The 16,081-nt window shown below is 73.2% G+C and carries 12 protein-coding genes; 9 read left to right on the top strand and 3 right to left on the bottom strand.

Translation table 11 applies throughout. The features are described 5' to 3' along the window. The first annotated feature begins 47 nt into the window (after window positions 1-47). From ACSURM_RS10480 to ACSURM_RS10440, 9 genes are all read left to right on the top strand, one after another. Window positions 48-728 (top strand): response regulator, encoded by a 681-nt coding sequence (locus ACSURM_RS10480; protein WP_030785604.1) that lies wholly within the window; start codon window positions 48-50, stop codon window positions 726-728. A gap of 123 nt (window positions 729-851) precedes the next feature. Further along, window positions 852-3,605, top strand: coding sequence for a DNA translocase FtsK (locus ACSURM_RS10475; protein WP_436954733.1), 2,754 nt, complete (start codon window positions 852-854; stop codon window positions 3,603-3,605). A 278-nt stretch (window positions 3,606-3,883) separates the two neighbouring features. Beyond that, window positions 3,884-4,726, top strand: a complete 843-nt coding sequence (locus ACSURM_RS10470) for a helix-turn-helix domain-containing protein (protein WP_436954732.1) — start codon at window positions 3,884-3,886, stop codon at window positions 4,724-4,726. A 92-nt stretch (window positions 4,727-4,818) separates the two neighbouring features. Then, the gene (gene rimO, locus ACSURM_RS10465; protein ID WP_359046619.1) at window positions 4,819-6,291 is read left to right on the top strand and encodes a 30S ribosomal protein S12 methylthiotransferase RimO; all 1,473 of its coding nucleotides are present in this window, start codon (window positions 4,819-4,821) and stop codon (window positions 6,289-6,291) included. Beyond that, a complete protein-coding gene (gene pgsA, locus ACSURM_RS10460) occupies window positions 6,288-7,049 on the top strand; it encodes a CDP-diacylglycerol--glycerol-3-phosphate 3-phosphatidyltransferase (RefSeq protein WP_359046617.1) in 762 nt (253 codons plus the stop codon). Before rimO ends, pgsA begins: the two co-directional genes overlap by 4 nt. Then, window positions 7,046-7,591, top strand: a complete 546-nt coding sequence (locus ACSURM_RS10455; protein ID WP_436954731.1) for a CinA family protein — start codon at window positions 7,046-7,048, stop codon at window positions 7,589-7,591. Before pgsA ends, ACSURM_RS10455 begins: the two co-directional genes overlap by 4 nt. Before the next feature lie 109 nt (window positions 7,592-7,700). Next, complete coding sequence (locus ACSURM_RS10450) at window positions 7,701-8,066, top strand: helix-turn-helix domain-containing protein (RefSeq protein WP_030608842.1); 366 nt, start codon at window positions 7,701-7,703, stop codon at window positions 8,064-8,066. Between the two features lie 195 nt (window positions 8,067-8,261). Further along, the gene (locus ACSURM_RS10445) at window positions 8,262-8,732 is read left to right on the top strand and encodes a Dps family protein (RefSeq protein ID WP_436954730.1); all 471 of its coding nucleotides are present in this window, start codon (window positions 8,262-8,264) and stop codon (window positions 8,730-8,732) included. A gap of 128 nt (window positions 8,733-8,860) precedes the next feature. Then, window positions 8,861-9,139, top strand: a complete 279-nt coding sequence (locus tag ACSURM_RS10440) for a hypothetical protein (RefSeq protein WP_436954729.1) — start codon at window positions 8,861-8,863, stop codon at window positions 9,137-9,139. Here the strand turns inward: ACSURM_RS10440 and ACSURM_RS10435 are convergent. The 3 genes from ACSURM_RS10435 to ACSURM_RS10425 all read right to left on the bottom strand — a co-directional run bounded on the left by ACSURM_RS10435 (window position 9,087) and on the right by ACSURM_RS10425 (window position 16,007). Next, window positions 9,087-9,851 (bottom strand): SDR family NAD(P)-dependent oxidoreductase, encoded by a 765-nt coding sequence (locus tag ACSURM_RS10435; protein ID WP_436954728.1) that lies wholly within the window; start codon window positions 9,849-9,851, stop codon window positions 9,087-9,089. The two genes, ACSURM_RS10440 and ACSURM_RS10435, sit on opposite strands and share 53 nt — an antisense overlap. 50 nt (window positions 9,852-9,901) lie before the next feature. Then, on the bottom strand, window positions 9,902-10,753 hold the full coding sequence (locus tag ACSURM_RS10430) for an Fpg/Nei family DNA glycosylase (protein WP_436954727.1): 852 nt from the start codon (window positions 10,751-10,753) through the stop codon (window positions 9,902-9,904). A gap of 61 nt (window positions 10,754-10,814) precedes the next feature. Continuing rightward, complete coding sequence (locus ACSURM_RS10425) at window positions 10,815-16,007, bottom strand: ATP-dependent helicase (protein ID WP_436954726.1); 5,193 nt, start codon at window positions 16,005-16,007, stop codon at window positions 10,815-10,817. Window positions 16,008-16,081: the final 74 nt, after the last annotated feature.

The following is a 16,081-nucleotide window of genomic DNA, read 5'->3' as shown; positions in this document are numbered from 1 at the left end:
CCCCTGGGGCGGCGCCCGGTGTACCGCCGGGGCGAGGAGGGCGGGCCATGGTGCAGAAGGCCAAGATCCTCCTGGTCGATGACCGGCCGGAGAATCTGCTGGCGCTGGAGGCGATCCTCTCGGCGCTCGATCAGACACTGGTGCGGGCATCGTCCGGGGAGGAAGCGCTCAAGGCACTGCTCACGGACGATTTCGCGGTCATCCTGCTGGATGTCCAGATGCCGGGCATGGACGGTTTCGAGACGGCCGCGCACATCAAGCGGCGGGAGCGGACGCGGGACATCCCGATCATCTTCCTCACGGCCATCAACCACGGCCCGCACCACACCTTCCGTGGCTACGCGGCGGGCGCGGTGGACTACATCTCCAAGCCGTTCGACCCGTGGGTGCTGCGCGCGAAGGTCTCGGTGTTCGTCGAGCTGTACATGAAGAACTGCCAGCTGCGGGAGCAGGCGGCGCTGCTGCGGCTCCAGTTGGAGGGCGGCGGCAAGGGTGGGGTGGCCGGCAAGGAGTCGGCCGGGCTGCTCGCCGAGCTGTCCGCGCGGCTCGCGGCCGTGGAGGAACAGGCGGAGGCGCTGTCCAAGCAGTTGGACGACGACTCCGCGGACGCGGCGGCGGTGGCGACGGCGGCCCATCTGGAGCGCAAACTCACCGGATTGCGCCGTGCCCTGGACGCGCTGGAGCCGGGCACGGGCGGTAGCGGTGCTTCGGTGCCGTCGCAGAACTGACCGAGCCCGTTCCGCAGATGCGGATGAGTGTGCGTCAATTTCGCTCCCCGGCAGGCACGACACGAACGGGTGAAGCTGTGGGCACACGTGTCCGCCGTCGTCTCCCCCGGTAACCTCACAACCATGGCCTCACGTCCCTCCGCAGCCAAGAAGCAGCCCGCCAAGAAGGCCGCTGCTCCCGCGAAGGCTCCGGCGAAGAAGGCCGTCGCGAAGAAGGCCCCGGCCAAGAAGGCGCCCGCCAAGAAGGCCGTGGCGAGGAAGGCCGCGCCGCCGAAGCCGGCGCCCAGCCCCACCGGGGGCGTCTACCGGGTGGTGCGCGCCCTCTGGCTGGGCCTCGCGCACGCCGTCGGCGCCGTCTTCCGCGGCATAGGGCAGGGCGCGAAGAACCTCGACCCGGCCCATCGCAAGGACGGCGTCGCGCTGCTGCTGCTCGGCATCGCGCTGATCGTCGCCGCGGGCACCTGGGCGGACCTGCGCGGGCCCGTCGGCGACCTGGTGGAGATCCTGGTCACCGGCGCCTTCGGCCGGCTCGACCTGCTGGTGCCGATACTGCTCGCGGTGATCGCCGTACGGTTCATCCGGCACCCGGAGAAGCCGGAGGCCAACGGACGGATCGTGATCGGCCTGTCCGCGCTCGTCGTCGGCGTGCTCGGCCAGGTCCACGTCGCCTGCGGCTCGCCCGCGCGCAGCGCCGGCATGCAGGGCATAAGGGACGCCGGCGGCCTCATCGGCTGGGCGGCGGCCACCCCGCTGACGTACGCCATGACCGAGGTGCTCGCCGTACCCCTGCTGGTGCTGCTGACGATCTTCGGGCTGCTCGTGGTGACCGCGACCCCGGTCAACGCCATCCCGCAGCGGCTGCGGCGGCTCGGCGTACTGCTGGGCGTGCTGCACGACCACCAGGCGGACCGGTTCGCCGCCGAGGAGGCGGCCTACGACGAGCAGTGGCGGGAGGCGGCGCCCGCGCGCCCGCGCAGGCGCTCAGGCGCCCCCCAGGCGTACGACCCCGAGGGCGCCGAGGCCACGGCCCTGGCGCAGCGCCGCGGGCGTCCCAGGCGCTCCGCGGTGCCCCAGCCGGATCCGCAGCGGCACCCGGACGCCGTGGACGTCGCCGCGGCGGCCGCGGCCGCGCTGGACGGCGCCGTGCTGCACGGCATGCCGCCCTCCCCGCTGGTCGCCGACCTCACCCAGGGAGTGGGCGCGGGCGAGCGCGAGGACACCACCCCGGTGCCCACCCCCGTACCCGCGCCGGCGCCGGTGCCCGCCGCCCGCCCGAAGAAGGAGAAGCCCGAGCCCGCGGCCGTACCGGACCTGACCAAGGCCGTTCCCGACCTGACGAAGAAGGCCCCCGAGGCGCCCCGTGAGCTGCCCGCGCGGGCGGAGCAGCTCCAGCTGTCCGGGGACATCACCTACGCGCTGCCCGCCCTGGACCTGCTCCAGCGGGGCGGCCCCGGCAAGGCGCGCAGCGCCGCCAACGACGCGGTCGTCGCCTCGCTCACCCAGGTCTTCACCGAGTTCAAGGTCGACGCGGCCGTCACCGGCTTCACCCGCGGTCCGACGGTCACCCGTTACGAGGTGGAGCTGGGCCCGGCCGTGAAGGTCGAGCGGATCACCGCGCTGACCAAGAACATCGCCTACGCGGTGGCCAGCCCGGACGTGCGGATCATCAGCCCCATCCCCGGCAAGTCCGCGGTGGGCATCGAGATCCCCAACACCGACCGGGAGATGGTCAACCTCGGCGACGTGCTGCGCCTCGCGGAGTCCGCCGAGGACGACGACCCGATGCTGGTCGCCTTCGGCAAGGACGTCGAGGGCGGGTACGTCATGCACTCGCTGGCGAAGATGCCGCACATGCTGGTCGCCGGTGCCACCGGCTCCGGCAAGTCGTCCTGCATCAACTGCCTGATCACCTCGGTGATGATGCGGGCGACCCCGGAGGACGTCCGGATGATCCTGGTCGACCCCAAGCGCGTGGAGCTGACCGCCTACGAGGGCATCCCGCACCTGATCACGCCGATCATCACCAACCCCAAGCGGGCCGCCGAGGCGCTGCAGTGGGTGGTCCGCGAGATGGACCTCAGGTATGACGACCTGGCCGCCTATGGCTACCGGCACATCGACGACTTCAACCGCGCTGTGCGCGAGGGCAAGGTCGAGTCGCCGCCGGGCAGCGAGCGCGAGCTCCAGCCGTACCCGTACCTGCTGGTGATCGTGGACGAGCTGGCCGACCTGATGATGGTGGCCCCGCGGGACGTCGAGGACGCCATCGTGCGCATCACGCAGCTCGCGCGCGCGGCCGGCATCCACCTGGTGCTCGCCACCCAGCGCCCGTCGGTCGACGTGGTCACCGGTCTGATCAAGGCCAACGTGCCCTCCCGGCTGGCGTTCGCCACCTCCTCGCTGGCCGACTCGCGGGTCATCCTCGACCAGCCGGGCGCCGAGAAGCTGATCGGCAAGGGCGACGGCCTGTTCCTGCCGATGGGCGCCAACAAGCCGACCCGTATGCAGGGCGCGTTCGTGACCGAGGAGGAGGTCGCGGCCGTCGTCCGGCACTGCAAGGAGCAGATGGCGCCCGTCTTCCGGGACGACGTCACCGTGGGCACCAAGCAGAAGAAGGAGATCGACGAGGACATCGGCGACGACCTCGACCTGCTGTGCCAGGCCGCCGAGCTGGTCGTCTCCACCCAGTTCGGGTCGACGTCCATGCTCCAGCGCAAGCTGCGCGTCGGCTTCGCCAAGGCGGGGCGGCTGATGGACCTCATGGAGTCCCGCAACATCGTCGGGCCGAGCGAGGGCTCCAAGGCGCGGGACGTCCTGGTGAAGCCGGACGACCTGGACGGTGTGCTCGCGATGATCCGGGGCGAGACCGAGGGGTGACGCGAAGGGCCGTTCGGTCCAGCCGGTTGCGCCGGGTGGCCGAGCGGCCGTGACCCACCCGTTAGGGGGCATGGGGCAACCGTTTGGGTTTGCCGTACGTCCAGTTGAGCGAAAGGTCAGGTAAGGACCTCGCCCCGGGGTACCTGCTTGTCCGACCATCGGCATGTCGTGCCAATCCGTTGGCGTACAAAGTCATACCGTCCGGTTGCCCCACCCTTTCGTCACCCCCCTAGACTGAGCTTCCAGCACAGGTGGCTATACGCTCGAAAGGCGCCCCCGTGTCCCTCGGCAACTCCCCTGAAGACGAGCGTCCGTTCCGAGACGAGTCCCAGGAAGCCCGACCTTCCGTGGGCCGCGCCCTGAAGCAGGCGCGGATCGCGGCCGGGCTGACCGTGGACGACGTCAGCACCGCCACTCGGGTCCGTATCGCCATCGTGCGCGCCATCGAGGCGGACGACTTCGCCCCCTGCGGCGGCGACGTGTACGCCCGCGGGCACATCCGTACGCTGGCCAGGGCCGTCCACCTCGACCCCGAGCCGCTGATCGCCCAGTACGACGCCGAGCACGGCGGCCGTCCCGCGCCCACCCCCGCCGCGCCGCTGTTCGAGGCGGAGCGGATCCGGCCCGAGCGGCGTGGCCCGAACTGGACGGCGGCGATGGTCGCCGCCATCGTCGTCGTGATCGGGTTCGTCGGGTTCACCGCGTTCAAGGGCGGCTCCTCCTCCGGCGACTCCAAGTCCCACGTCGCCGAGGGCAGCCCGTCCAGCGCCGGCACCAGCGCCCCGGCCCCGCCGAAGAAGGACAAGCCGGTCCAGCCGACCGGCGAGCCCTCCGACAGCGCCATCGCCGCCGCTCCCCAGGACAAGGTGACCGTCCAGGTCAGCGCGCCTAACGGACGCAGCTGGATCTCCGCCAAGGACCACAACGGCCGGATGCTCTTCGACGGGCTGCTCAAGCAGGGCCAGTCGAAGACCTTCCAGGACAACTCCAAGATCAACCTCATCCTCGGCGACGCGGGCGCGATCGAGCTGTACGTCAACGGCAAGAAGATCGAGGACACCTTCCGGCCCGGCGCGGTCGAGCGTCTCACCTACACCAAGGGCGACCCCGTGGCGGGCTGACGGGCCGCGCGGCACGGGATGTGACGGAGTCGGCCGGGCCCGGCCAACCCCGTCGACGAGGGCTGTCGGTGAGACAAAGTAGTCTTGAGCACATGCCTGAACGCCGTACCGTCGCACTCGTCACTCTCGGCTGCGCTCGTAACGAGGTGGATTCCGAGGAGCTCGCAGGCCGTTTGGAGGCGGACGGCTGGCAGCTCGTGGACGACGCCGCGGACGCCGACGTCGCCGTGGTCAACACCTGCGGCTTCGTGGAGGCCGCGAAGAAGGACTCCGTCGACGCCCTGCTGGAGGCCAACGACCTCAAGGGCCACGGGAGAACCCAGGCCGTCGTGGCGGTGGGCTGCATGGCCGAGCGGTACGGCAAGGAACTGGCCGAGGCGCTGCCCGAGGCCGACGGCGTGCTCGGCTTCGACGACTACACGGACATCTCCGACCGCCTGCAGACCATCCTGTCCGGCGGCATCCACGCCTCCCACACCCCGCGCGACCGGCGCAAGCTGCTGCCGATCAGCCCGGCCGAGCGCCAGGAATCGGCGGCGTCCGTCGCGCTGCCCGGCCACGCCCCGGCCGATCTGCCGGAGGGCGTCGCCCCCGCCTCCGGGCCCCGCGCGCCGCTGCGCCGCCGCCTGGACGGCTCCCCGGTCGCCTCGGTCAAGGTCGCCTCGGGCTGCGACCGGCGCTGCTCCTTCTGCGCCATCCCGTCCTTCCGCGGCTCCTTCATCTCCCGCCGCCCCAGCGACGTCCTGAACGAGACCCGCTGGCTGGCCGAGCAGGGCGTGAAGGAGATCATGCTGGTCTCCGAGAACAACACCTCCTACGGCAAGGACCTGGGCGACATCCGCCTGCTGGAGTCCCTGCTGCCGGAGCTGGCCGCGGTGGACGGCATCGAGCGGGTCCGGGTGAGCTACCTCCAGCCGGCCGAGATGCGCCCCGGGCTGATCGACGTCCTCACCTCGACGCCCAAGGTCGCCCCGTACTTCGACCTGTCCTTCCAGCACTCCGCGCCGAACGTGCTGCGCGCCATGCGCCGCTTCGGCGACACCGACCGGTTCCTGGAGCTGCTGGACACCATCCGGAGCAAGGCCCCCGAGGCCGGCGTGCGCTCCAACTTCATCGTCGGCTTCCCCGGCGAGACCGAGTCGGACCTGGCCGAACTGGAGCGCTTCCTGAACGGCGCCCGGCTGGACGCCATCGGCGTGTTCGGCTACTCCGACGAGGAGGGCACGGAAGCGGCGACGTACGACACCAAGCTGGACGAGGACGTCGTCGCCGAGCGCCTGGCCCACATCTCCCGGCTGGCCGAGGAACTGGTCTCGCAGCGCGCCGAGGAGCGCGTCGGCGAGACCGTGCGGGTCCTGGTGGAGTCGGTGGACGAGGAGGAGGGCGTCCACGGCCGTGCCGCGCACCAGGCGCCGGAGACCGACGGCCAGGTGCTGCTCACGAGCGGCGAGGGCCTCACCGTCGGACGTATGGTCGAGGCGAAGGTGGTCGGCACGGAAGGTGTCGACCTGGTGGCCGAGCCGCTGGCCGGCTCGCTCGCGTGTAGTGAGGAGGCGGGCAGATGACCGGAGTCCCGGCATCCGCCGCGGGCGGCTCCTCCGGCGCGCACCGCGCCCGGGGCACCGCCGCCGCTGCCGACGGCGCCCGGTCCGAGGTCTCCGGTTCTGCTTCAGGTCCCGCCGACGAGGGCGGCAAGGCCGCCCGTGGCGGCAAGATCACGGCTGCGGCCGTCAACCAGGCCAGTGTCTGGAACGTCGCCAATCTGCTGACCATGCTGCGGCTGCTGCTGGTCCCCGGTTTCGTGGCGCTGATGCTGGCGGACGGCGGCTACGACCCGGCCTGGCGCTCGCTGGCCTGGGCCGCCTTCGCCATCGCCATGATCACCGACCTGTTCGACGGGCATCTGGCGCGGACGTACAACCTGGTCACCGACTTCGGGAAGATCGCCGACCCCATCGCCGACAAGGCGATCATGGGGGCGGCGCTCATCTGTCTGTCGGCCCTGGGCGACCTGCCCTGGTGGGTGACGGCCGTGATCCTCGGCCGGGAACTCGGCATCACCCTGCTGCGTTTTCTGGTCATTCGCTACGGCGTGATCCCCGCCAGCCGCGGCGGCAAGCTGAAGACCCTCACCCAGGGCGTGGCCGTGGGCATGTACGTCCTGGCGCTGACGGGGTGGCTGGCCACCCTGAGGTTCTGGGTGATGGCCGCGGCGGTCGTCCTCACGGTCGTGACGGGCCTCGACTACGTAAGACAAGCCATTGTGCTGCGCCGGCGGGGAATCGCCGAGCGCGCGGCGGCGTTGGAGGAGAAGGACGCGTGAGCTCCCAGGCCACCGAACTGGTGCGACTACTGACCGTGAGGGGCGAGACCCTTGCCGTCGCCGAGTCGCTGACCGGTGGTCTGGTGGCGGCGGAGATCACCGGGGTACCCGGGGCGTCCCGGGTGTTCCGGGGCTCGGTCACCGCCTACGCCACCGAGCTCAAGCACGGGCTGCTCGGCGTCGACGGCCCCCTGCTGGCCCAGCGCGGTGCGGTGGATCCGCAGGTCGCGGGGCAGATGGCGGCCGGAGTCCGCACGCTTCTCGGTGCCGACTGGGGCATCGCGACCACCGGAGTGGCGGGCCCCGACCCGCAGGACGGCAAGCCCGTCGGGACGGTCTACGTGGCCGTGGACGGACCCCTCACCGGCCGGTCCGGTTCTGCCGGTGGCGGAAAAGTCCGGGCGCTGCGGTTGAACGGCGGCCGTGCGGAAATTCGTATGGAGAGTGTACGGAGCGTACTCGCAGTGCTGCTGGAGCGGCTTGCGGGCGAACAGACTGGGAATGAGCGGGCACAGGATACGGAACGGAACGGGGGGTTTTGATGTTTGCAGCCCTGAGTGAACACGACATCGCTCCCCGCACGGCCGCGGCGCAAGGCGGTACGGTGGGGCGAGAAGGATGCGGCTACGCGGTCCGAGGAGGGAGCCACCGATGATTCTGCTCCGTCGCCTGCTGGGTGACGTGCTGCGTCGGCAGCGCCAACGCCAGGGCCGTACTCTGCGCGAAGTCTCCTCGTCCGCCCGAGTCTCACTCGGCTATCTCTCCGAGGTGGAGCGGGGGCAGAAGGAGGCTTCCTCCGAGCTGCTCGCCGCCATCTGCGACGCGCTGGACGTACGGATGTCGGAACTCATGCGGGAAGTGAGCGACGAGCTGGCGCTCGCCGAACTGGCCCAGTCCGCCCGCGCCACCGAGCCTGTGCCCACGCCGGTCCGGCCGATGCTGGGTTCCGTGTCGGTGACCGGTGTGCCACCGGAACGGGTGACCATCAAGGCGCCCGCGGACGTGGTCGCGGCGTGAGGTCCGCGCGCGCGGCCTGACACCCCTGAACGAACGAAGCCCCGGCCGGGCCTCTCCGGATCCCTCCGGACAGCCCGGCCGGGGCTTCTTGTCTGCCCGTGGAGGCTTTTCTCCCTGTAGATCCCGTTTGCCGGTGTTGTGCCGTGCGGTCATCGTGGGAGGGACGTGACGGCGCCGAAGCACCGGAGGAAGCGGATGTACGTCGTGAAGAGCCCGTTGGCCGACGCGGACCTGAAGGTCGTGTCCGAGGCGCTTCAGGGCGCCCTGATGGACCTGGTGGACCTCGCGCTGACCGGCAAGCAGATCCACTGGAACATCGTCGGCCCCCGGTTCCGCTCCATCCACCTCCAGCTGGACGAGGTCGTCGCCTCCGCCCGCACCCACTCCGACACCGTTGCCGAGCGGGCGTCGGCGCTGGGCGTACCGCCCGACGGCCGCGCCGCCACCGTGGCCTCCGGCAGCGGCATCAAGACGGCTCCGGCGGGCTGGATCAAGGACACGGACGCGGTCTCGGCGATGGTGGACGCGCTGGGCTCGGTGATCACCCGGATGCGGCAGCGGGTGACCGCGACCGAGACGCCCGACCCGGTCTCCCAGGATCTCCTCATCGCGATCACCGCGGATCTGGAGAAGCACCACTGGATGTTCCAGGCGGAGAACGCGTAGCGGGGGCGGCCGGGGAATCCCGCGGTCTGCCGGCGCCGAGTGGTCCGGCGGTGCATCGGTGAGCCCGTGGTGCGCCTCCCGCGCGGGGCGGGCGACGGTCTAGCGTCCGGCTGGAGGTGATGGCGGGCATGGCAGGACGCATAGTGCGCCGGGGGGTCGCGCTCGGGCTCGGGGCCCTGTGGTGGTGGGCCGCGCTGCGGCTGGCCGTGGGGGAGGACCCGGGCGTGCTGGAAGCGGCCGTCGCGGCCGGCGGCTGGGGGCTGAGCCTGCTGCCCGTGCACTGCGTACCCAAGGCGCGCGCGGCCGGGGCCGTGCCGGCGGGGCGCTGGGAGGCCGCCTGGCGGGCCGGGGACGTCACCAGGGCATCGCCACACCCCCGTTCGGGCGAAGTATCTGACCCGTCGTGAACGCCGACGCGTCCGAGGCCAGGTACAGCACCGCGTGCGCCACGTCGTCCGGCTCGCCGACCCGGCCCAGCGGTGCCATGCGGGTCATCACGGCCTCGGTGTGCGCCTGGGCCGCACGGCCCGGGCGGGCGGTCATGGGGGTGCGGATCCAGCCCGGGGCGACCGCGTTGACCCGGACGCCGTGCGGGCCGAGCTCGGTGGCCGGCGTCTTCGTCAGCTGGACCACGGCCGCCTTGGCCGCGCCGTAGCAGAGCAGCCCGGCGCCGCCGGTGTCGACCGCGCCGGAGGCCATGGTGACGATGCTGCCGCGGGTGCCGTGGGCGAGCATCAGCCGGGCCGCCTCCTGGCAGGCGTACAGCACTCCCTTGAAGTTGACGTTCAGCACCCGGTCCAGGTCCTCGTCCCGGGTCTTCAGGACCGTGGCGCTGTGCATGATCCCGGCGATCGCGGCCAGCACGTCCAGCCGGCCGCAGGAGCGGACCGCCTCGGCGAGCCCGGACCGGTCGGTGACATCGACGGTGTGGACCCGGGCCGTGCCGCCGCGGTCCTCGATCAGCGCGGCGGTGCCGTCCAGGCCGTCCGCGTCCCGGTCGGCGCAGTGCACCCGCGCCCCCGCCTCGGCGAGCAGCACGGCACAGGCCCGGCCGATGCCGCTGCCGGCTCCGGTGACGAAGGCGGTGCGTCCGGTGAGGTCGTACGCGCTCAGGGCCATGACGGGGACGGTACGAGCATTTCTGACGGTCCGTGAATCAGCATGACCGTTCAGGGAGTGCGAGGGCGGCGGGGGTACTTCTCCCGCCAGCGCTGCGGGGAACCGGGAGCCGGGGCGGGGCCCGGCTGGCAGGTGGGGCACCAGTAGGTGGGGCGTTCCTGGGAACCGTCGCCCTGGTCGGCGACCCGGACGGAGGTGTGGCAGCGCAGGCACGGCCGGGGCGCGCGGCCGTAGACGAACAGGTCGTGCCGGGGCACTCCGGTGGTCTGCCGGACCGGGCGGTCACGGTTCGCCTCCAGCAGCCGCTTGGCCAGGCCCGGCAGCTTCCGGGCACGGTCGGCGGGGAGCGCGCCGACGGGCAGCCACGGGGTCACGCCGAGCAGGAAGCACAGCTCGCTCTTGTAGACGTTGCCGATGCCGGCCAGATTGCGCTGGTCCAGCAGGGCTTCGCCGAGCGGCCGGGCGGGGTCCGCCAGGAGGTTGGCCAGGGCGCGCTCGGGGTCCCAGTCCGGGCCGAGCAGGTCGGGGCCGAGATGGCCGACGACCCGCTCCTCGTCCGCCGTGCGCAGCAGTTCCAGGACCTGGAGGCGGTAGCCGACGGCCGCGCGGTCGGTGGTGGACAGGACGGCGCGGATCTGGTGGGCCGGCCCGCCCCGCCAGCGCTCGCCCGCGTCGTACACCTTCCACGCGCCCTCCATCCGCAGATGGGTGTGCAGGGTCAGGCCGTCCTCGAAGCGGGTCAGCAGGTGCTTGCCGCGCGGGATGGTGTTCAGGACCGCGCGGCCGGCCAGGTCGACCGTCGCGTACTTGGGCACGCGGAAGTCGCTGCGGGTCAGCACCTTGCCCGCGAGGGCCTCGTGCAGCCGCCGCGCGGCCTGCCAGACCGTGTCGCCTTCGGGCATGCCTCAAGCCTGCCACGTGGCTGTCGGGGGTGCCGGTGCCGTCGTGCGGGCCGGGGCGGCCTCACGGTCTCAGGCGCAGGCCGCGCGGTGTCGCCACGAACCCGGCGGTCTCCAGGAGGGCGCCTGTGGGGGACGTCAGGGCCTGCGCGCCGTTGATCCGCTCCACCGTGACCGTGCCGAGCGCGCCCGCGCGGGCCGCCGTGGCCAGCGCCTCGGCGGCCGCGCGCAGACGGGGGTCGTCCGTCGCGGCCGTGTCCGGGGTGGCGGGCCAGACCAGCAGCGTCTTGCCGCCGCGCTCCATGTAGAGCGTCAGCTCGCCGTCCACCAGCACCACCAGCGAACCCGCCTTGCGGCCCGGCTTGTGCCCGGCGCCGGCCGGCGGCTCCGGCCAGGGCAGCGCGGAGCCGTAGGCGTTCGCGGGGTCGGCCGCGGCGAGGACCACGGCGCGGGAGCCGGGTGCGGCGCCCGTACGGCCGTGGCCGTGACCCCCGCGGGCGCGGTGCGGGGCCGCGCCGGGGGCGGCGCCCGGGCCGTAGGCGGGGCCGGTGCCGCGGGGGCCGCCGTAGCCGGGGGAGACGAACGGGTCCGCGGGGCCGCGGGACGGGAACGGGTCGCCGTCGGCGCCGGTGCGGTCGTCCGGCGGCCAGGTGAAGTCGCCGTCCAGGCCGGGGTGGGTGAAGCCGCCGTCGGCCGCGTCGAAGGGCCCGGGGGCGGGGGCGTGGTCGTGCGGGCCGCCGTCGGAGCGGTGGGGCGCGCGGGCTTCCCGGGGTCCCTGGGGGCTGTCGAACGGGTCCGGGAAGTCTTGCTCGGCGAAGCCGTTCGTGGCGCCCGGTGAGTGGAAGCCGCTCGCCGAATCCGTCCAGCCGAAGCCGTTCCCCGGTCCCGGGGAGCCGAAGCCATTCACCGAGCCTCGGGTGTCGAAACCGTTCGCGGTTGCCGCCGTGCCGAAGCCGTCCGCCGTGCCCGGGGTGGCGAAGCCGTTCCGGTCGGCCGGGGCGGGCAGGCCCTCGGTGCGCTCGCGGGCGTTCGCCACCGCGCGCAGGCGGTCCACCGCGCCGTCCATCGCGAACTGGGCCGCGCCCAGTCCCTCCACCACGTAACCGCGCCGGGTCTGGCCGCTCTCCTCGAACACCGACAGCACCCGGTACACCGCGGAGAAACCGCCCTCGACCCCCTCCGCGGCGACCGCGCCCCGGGTGACCACGCCGTGCCGGTCCAGGAGCGTACGAGCCAGCGCGTGCGCGCGCACCGTGGCGTCAGGCTCGGCCGCCGGCAGCAGCGACCAGCGGCCCGCGACGGTCGGCGGGCCGGTGCGGGAGGCGGTGCGCGCGGCGGCCGTCAGGGAGCCGTAGCGCCCGCGCGGAACGGCGCGCTTGGCGCGGTGCGCGGTGGAGCCCGCCGTACGTCCGGAGCCCAGCAGGGCGCGCATCGGCGCGAGGGTGTCGTTGGTGAGCCGGCCGGACCAGGCGAGGTCCCACAGGGCGTCGGCCAGCTGCGGATCGGTGACCTCCGGGTGGGTGGTGGCGCGGACCTGGTCGGCGATCTGCCGGAAGAACAGCCCGTACCCGCCGGACAGGGTGTCCAGGACGGACTGGTGGAGCGCGGTCAGCTCCAGCGGGTGGGGCGCCGGGAGCAGCAGCGGGGCCGCGTCCGCCAGGTACAGGGAGACCCAGCCGTCCTTGCCGGGCAGGGCGCCCGCACCGGCCCACACCACCTCGCCCGCGGCGGTCAGCTCGTCGAGCATCGAGGGCGTGTAACCCGCCACGCGGGAGGGCAGGACCAGCTTCTCCAGCGCGGAGGCGGGCACGGACGCGCCCTGCAACTGCTCGACGGCCCGCACCAGGCCGTCGACGCCGCGCAGTTCGTGGCCCCTGCCGATGTGCTGCCACTGCGGCAGGAACTGGGCGAGCGCGGCGGGCGGCACCGGCTCCAGCTCGTGCCGCAGTGCCGCCAGCGAGCGGCGGCGCAACCGGCGCAGTACGGCCGCGTCGCACCACTCCTGGCCGATGCCGGCCGGATGGAACTCGCCCTGGACGACCCTTCCGGCCGCGGCCAGCCGCTGCAGCGCGCCCTCGGTGACCGCGACGCCGAGCCCGAACCGGGCCGCCGCCGTGGCCGAGGTGAACGGGCCGTGCGTACGGGCGTGGCGCGCGAGGAGGTCACCCAGCGGGTCCTTGACCGGCTCGGTGAACGCCTCCGGGACACCGACCGGCAGCGCCGTGCCGAGCGCGTCGCGCAGCCGGCCCGCGTCCTCCACGGCCGCCCAGTGGTCGGCGCCCGCGATCCGCACCTTGATGGCCCGGCGCGCCCCGGCCAGCTCCCGCGCCCACTCCGGGTCCGCGCCCCGCGCCGCCAGCTCCGCGTCGGTCAGCGGGCCGAGCAGCCGGAGCACGTCGGCGACGCCCTCGACGTCCTTGACCCGGCGGTCCTCGGTGAGCCACTGCAGCTCGCGCTCCAGCTCGGTCAGCACGTCGGCGTCGAGCAGTTCGCGCAGCTCCGCCTGGCCCAGCAGCTCGGCCAGCAGCCGCGAGTCCAGGGACAGCGCGGCGGCGCGGCGCTCGGCCAGCGGGGAGTCGCCCTCGTACAGGAACTGGGCGACGTACCCGAAGAGCAGGGAGCGGGCGAACGGGGACGGCTCGGGGGTGGTGACCTCGACCAGGCGCACCTTGCGGGACTCGATGTCACCCATCAGCTCGACCAGCCCGGGCACGTCGAAGACGTCCTGGAGACATTCGCGGACGGCCTCCAGGACGATCGGGAACGAGCCGAACTCGCTCGCCACCTGGAGCAGCTGGGCGGCGCGCTGGCGCTGCTGCCACAGCGGGGTGCGCTTGCCGGGATTGCGGCGCGGCAGCAGCAGCGCGCGGGCGGCGCACTCCCGGAACCGGGAGGCGAACAGCGCCGAACCGCCGACCTGGTCGGTGACGATCTGGTCGACCTCGCCCTTGTCGAAGGCGACGTCCGCCGCGCCGACCGGGGCCTGCTCGCTGTCGTAGGCGGTGCCCGCCTTCGCCGGCTCCTGGTCGAGCAGGTCCAAGCCCAGCAGATCGGCGTCGGGCAGGCGCAGCACGATGCCGTCGTCGGCGTGCATGACCTGCGCGTCCATGCCGTACCGCTCGGACAGGCGGGCGCCGAGGGCGAGCGCCCACGGGGCGTGGACCTGGGCCCCGAAGGGCGAGTGCACCACGACCCGCCAGTCGCCCAGCTCGTCGCGGAAGCGCTCCACGACGATCGTGCGGTCGTCGGGGACGTGACCGCATGCCTCGCGCTGTTCGCTCAGGTACGACAGCACGTTGTCCGCCGCCCACGCGTCCAGGCCGGCCGCCAGCAGCCGCGGCCGCGCGTCGTCCCGGGGCAGCGAGCCGACCTCGCGCAGGAACGCGCCCACCGCGCGGCCCAGCTCCAGCGGGCGGCCCAGCTGGTCGCCCTTCCAGAAGGGGAGCCGGCCCGGCACGCCCGGCGCGGGCGAGACCAGGACCCGGTCGCGCGTGATGTCCTCGATCCGCCAGGAACTCGTGCCCAGTGTGAAGACATCGCCCACGCGGGACTCGTAGACCATCTCCTCGTCCAGCTCGCCGACCCGGCCGCCGCCCTTCTTGGGGTCGGAACCGGCGAGGAAGACCCCGAACAGACCGCGGTCCGGGATCGTGCCGCCGGAGGTGACGGCCAGGCGCTGGGCGCCGGGACGGCCGGTGACCGTGCCGGCCACGCGGTCCCACACCACGCGCGGGCGCAGCTCCGCGAACGCGTCGGACGGATAGCGGCCCGCGAGCATGTCCAGCACCGCCGTGAACGCCGACTCGGGCAGCGAGGCGAACGGGGCCGCGCGGCGGACCAGGGCCAGCAGGTCGTCGAACTGCCAGGTGTCCAGCGCCGTCATGGCCACCAGTTGCTGCGCGAGCACGTCCAGCGGGTTCGCGGGCACCTTCAGCGACTCGATGGCGCCCGAGCGCATCCGCTCGGTGACCACGGCCGCCTGGACCAGGTCGCCCCGGTACTTCGGGAAGACGACACCGGTCGAGACGGCGCCGACCTGGTGGCCCGCGCGGCCCACCCGCTGGAGCCCGGAGGCGACCGACGGCGGGGACTCGACCTGCACGACGAGGTCGACGGCGCCCATGTCGATGCCCAGTTCCAGGCTGGAGGTGGCTACCACCGCGGGCAGCCGGCCGGCCTTCAGGTCCTCCTCGACCAGGGCACGCTGCTCCTTGGAGACCGAGCCGTGGTGCGCACGGGCGATCACCGGCGGCGCGCCCTGGGCCGCGCCCGAGCCGCCCATCAGCTGGGCAGGGGTGTGATGCTCGCCCAGGGTCTCGCCGGTCGCCCGTTCGTACGCGATCTCGTTGAGCCGGTTGCACAGCCGTTCCGCCAGGCGGCGGGAGTTGGCGAAGACGATCGTGGACCGGTGGGCCTGCATCAGGTCGGCGATCCGCTCCTCCACATGCGGCCAGATCGACGGCCGCTCCCCGCCCTCGGCGGCGTCGGCGGCCGGGGCACCCCCCAACTCGCCCATGTCCTCGACCGGGACCACGACGGAGAGGTCGAACTCCTTGCCGGACTCCGGCTGGACGATCTCCACCTTGCGGCGCGGCGACAGATAGCGGGCCACCTCGTCCACCGGGCGCACGGTCGCCGACAGGCCGATCCGGCGGGCGGGCTTCGGCAGCAGTTCGTCCAGCCGCTCCAGGGAGAGCGCGAGGTGCGCGCCGCGCTTGGTGCCCGCGACCGCGTGCACCTCGTCCAAGATCACCGTCTCCACGCCCGTGAGCGCGTCGCGCGTGGCCGAGGTCAGCATCAGGAACAGCGACTCGGGGGTGGTGATCAGGATGTCCGGCGGGCGGGTGGACAGGGCGCGGCGCTCGGCGGCCGGGGTGTCGCCGGAGCGGATGCCGACCCTGATCTCCGGCTCGGGCAGGCCCAGCCGCACCGACTCCTGGCGGATGCCGGTCAGCGGGCTGCGCAGATTGCGCTCCACGTCGACGGCCAGGGCCTTCAGCGGGGACACGTACAGCACCCGGCAGCGCTTCTTCGGGTCGGCCGGGGGCGGTGTCGAGGCCAGTTGGTCCAGGGCGGCGAGGAACGCGGCCAGCGTCTTGCCCGAGCCGGTCGGGGCGACCACCAGCACGTCCGAGCCCGCACGGATGGCCTGCCACGCGCCCGCCTGGGCGGCGGTGGGCGCGGAGAAGGCCCCCGTGAACCAGCCGCGGGTCGCGGGGGAGAAGCCGTCCAGGGCTCGGTGTGCGGAGCTGACCATGCGTCCATCGTGCACCCACCCACTGACAAACGCCGTGACCTGGGAAGACGGGGTGGAGCGGAGGGTGGCGAGCG

It is taken from the genome of Streptomyces sp. SudanB182_2057, assembly GCF_964272715.1.
Lineage (GTDB): Bacteria > Actinomycetota > Actinomycetes > Streptomycetales > Streptomycetaceae > Streptomyces > Streptomyces rubradiris.
The sequence above is the reverse complement of the archived record's forward strand: the minus strand, read 5'-3'. Positions and strand labels throughout refer to the sequence as shown.

Excerpts from the sequence above, each read along its gene's own strand:
- ACSURM_RS10425 (WP_436954726.1), bottom strand. The coding sequence starts at position 16,007 with ATGGTCAGCTCCGCACACCGAGCCCTGGACGGCTTCTCCCCCGCGACC.
- ACSURM_RS10435 (WP_436954728.1), bottom strand. The coding sequence starts at position 9,851 with ATGGCCCTGAGCGCGTACGACCTCACCGGACGCACCGCCTTCGTCACC.
- ACSURM_RS10450 (WP_030608842.1), top strand. The coding sequence starts at position 7,701 with ATGATTCTGCTCCGTCGCCTGCTGGGTGACGTGCTGCGTCGGCAGCGC.
- ACSURM_RS10475 (WP_436954733.1), top strand. The coding sequence starts at position 852 with ATGGCCTCACGTCCCTCCGCAGCCAAGAAGCAGCCCGCCAAGAAGGCC.
- pgsA (WP_359046617.1), top strand. The coding sequence starts at position 6,288 with ATGACCGGAGTCCCGGCATCCGCCGCGGGCGGCTCCTCCGGCGCGCAC.
- ACSURM_RS10440 (WP_436954729.1), top strand. The coding sequence starts at position 8,861 with ATGGCAGGACGCATAGTGCGCCGGGGGGTCGCGCTCGGGCTCGGGGCC.
- ACSURM_RS10480 (WP_030785604.1), top strand. The coding sequence starts at position 48 with ATGGTGCAGAAGGCCAAGATCCTCCTGGTCGATGACCGGCCGGAGAAT.
- ACSURM_RS10430 (WP_436954727.1), bottom strand. The coding sequence starts at position 10,753 with ATGCCCGAAGGCGACACGGTCTGGCAGGCCGCGCGGCGGCTGCACGAG.
- ACSURM_RS10445 (WP_436954730.1), top strand. The coding sequence starts at position 8,262 with ATGTACGTCGTGAAGAGCCCGTTGGCCGACGCGGACCTGAAGGTCGTG.
- rimO (WP_359046619.1), top strand. The coding sequence starts at position 4,819 with ATGCCTGAACGCCGTACCGTCGCACTCGTCACTCTCGGCTGCGCTCGT.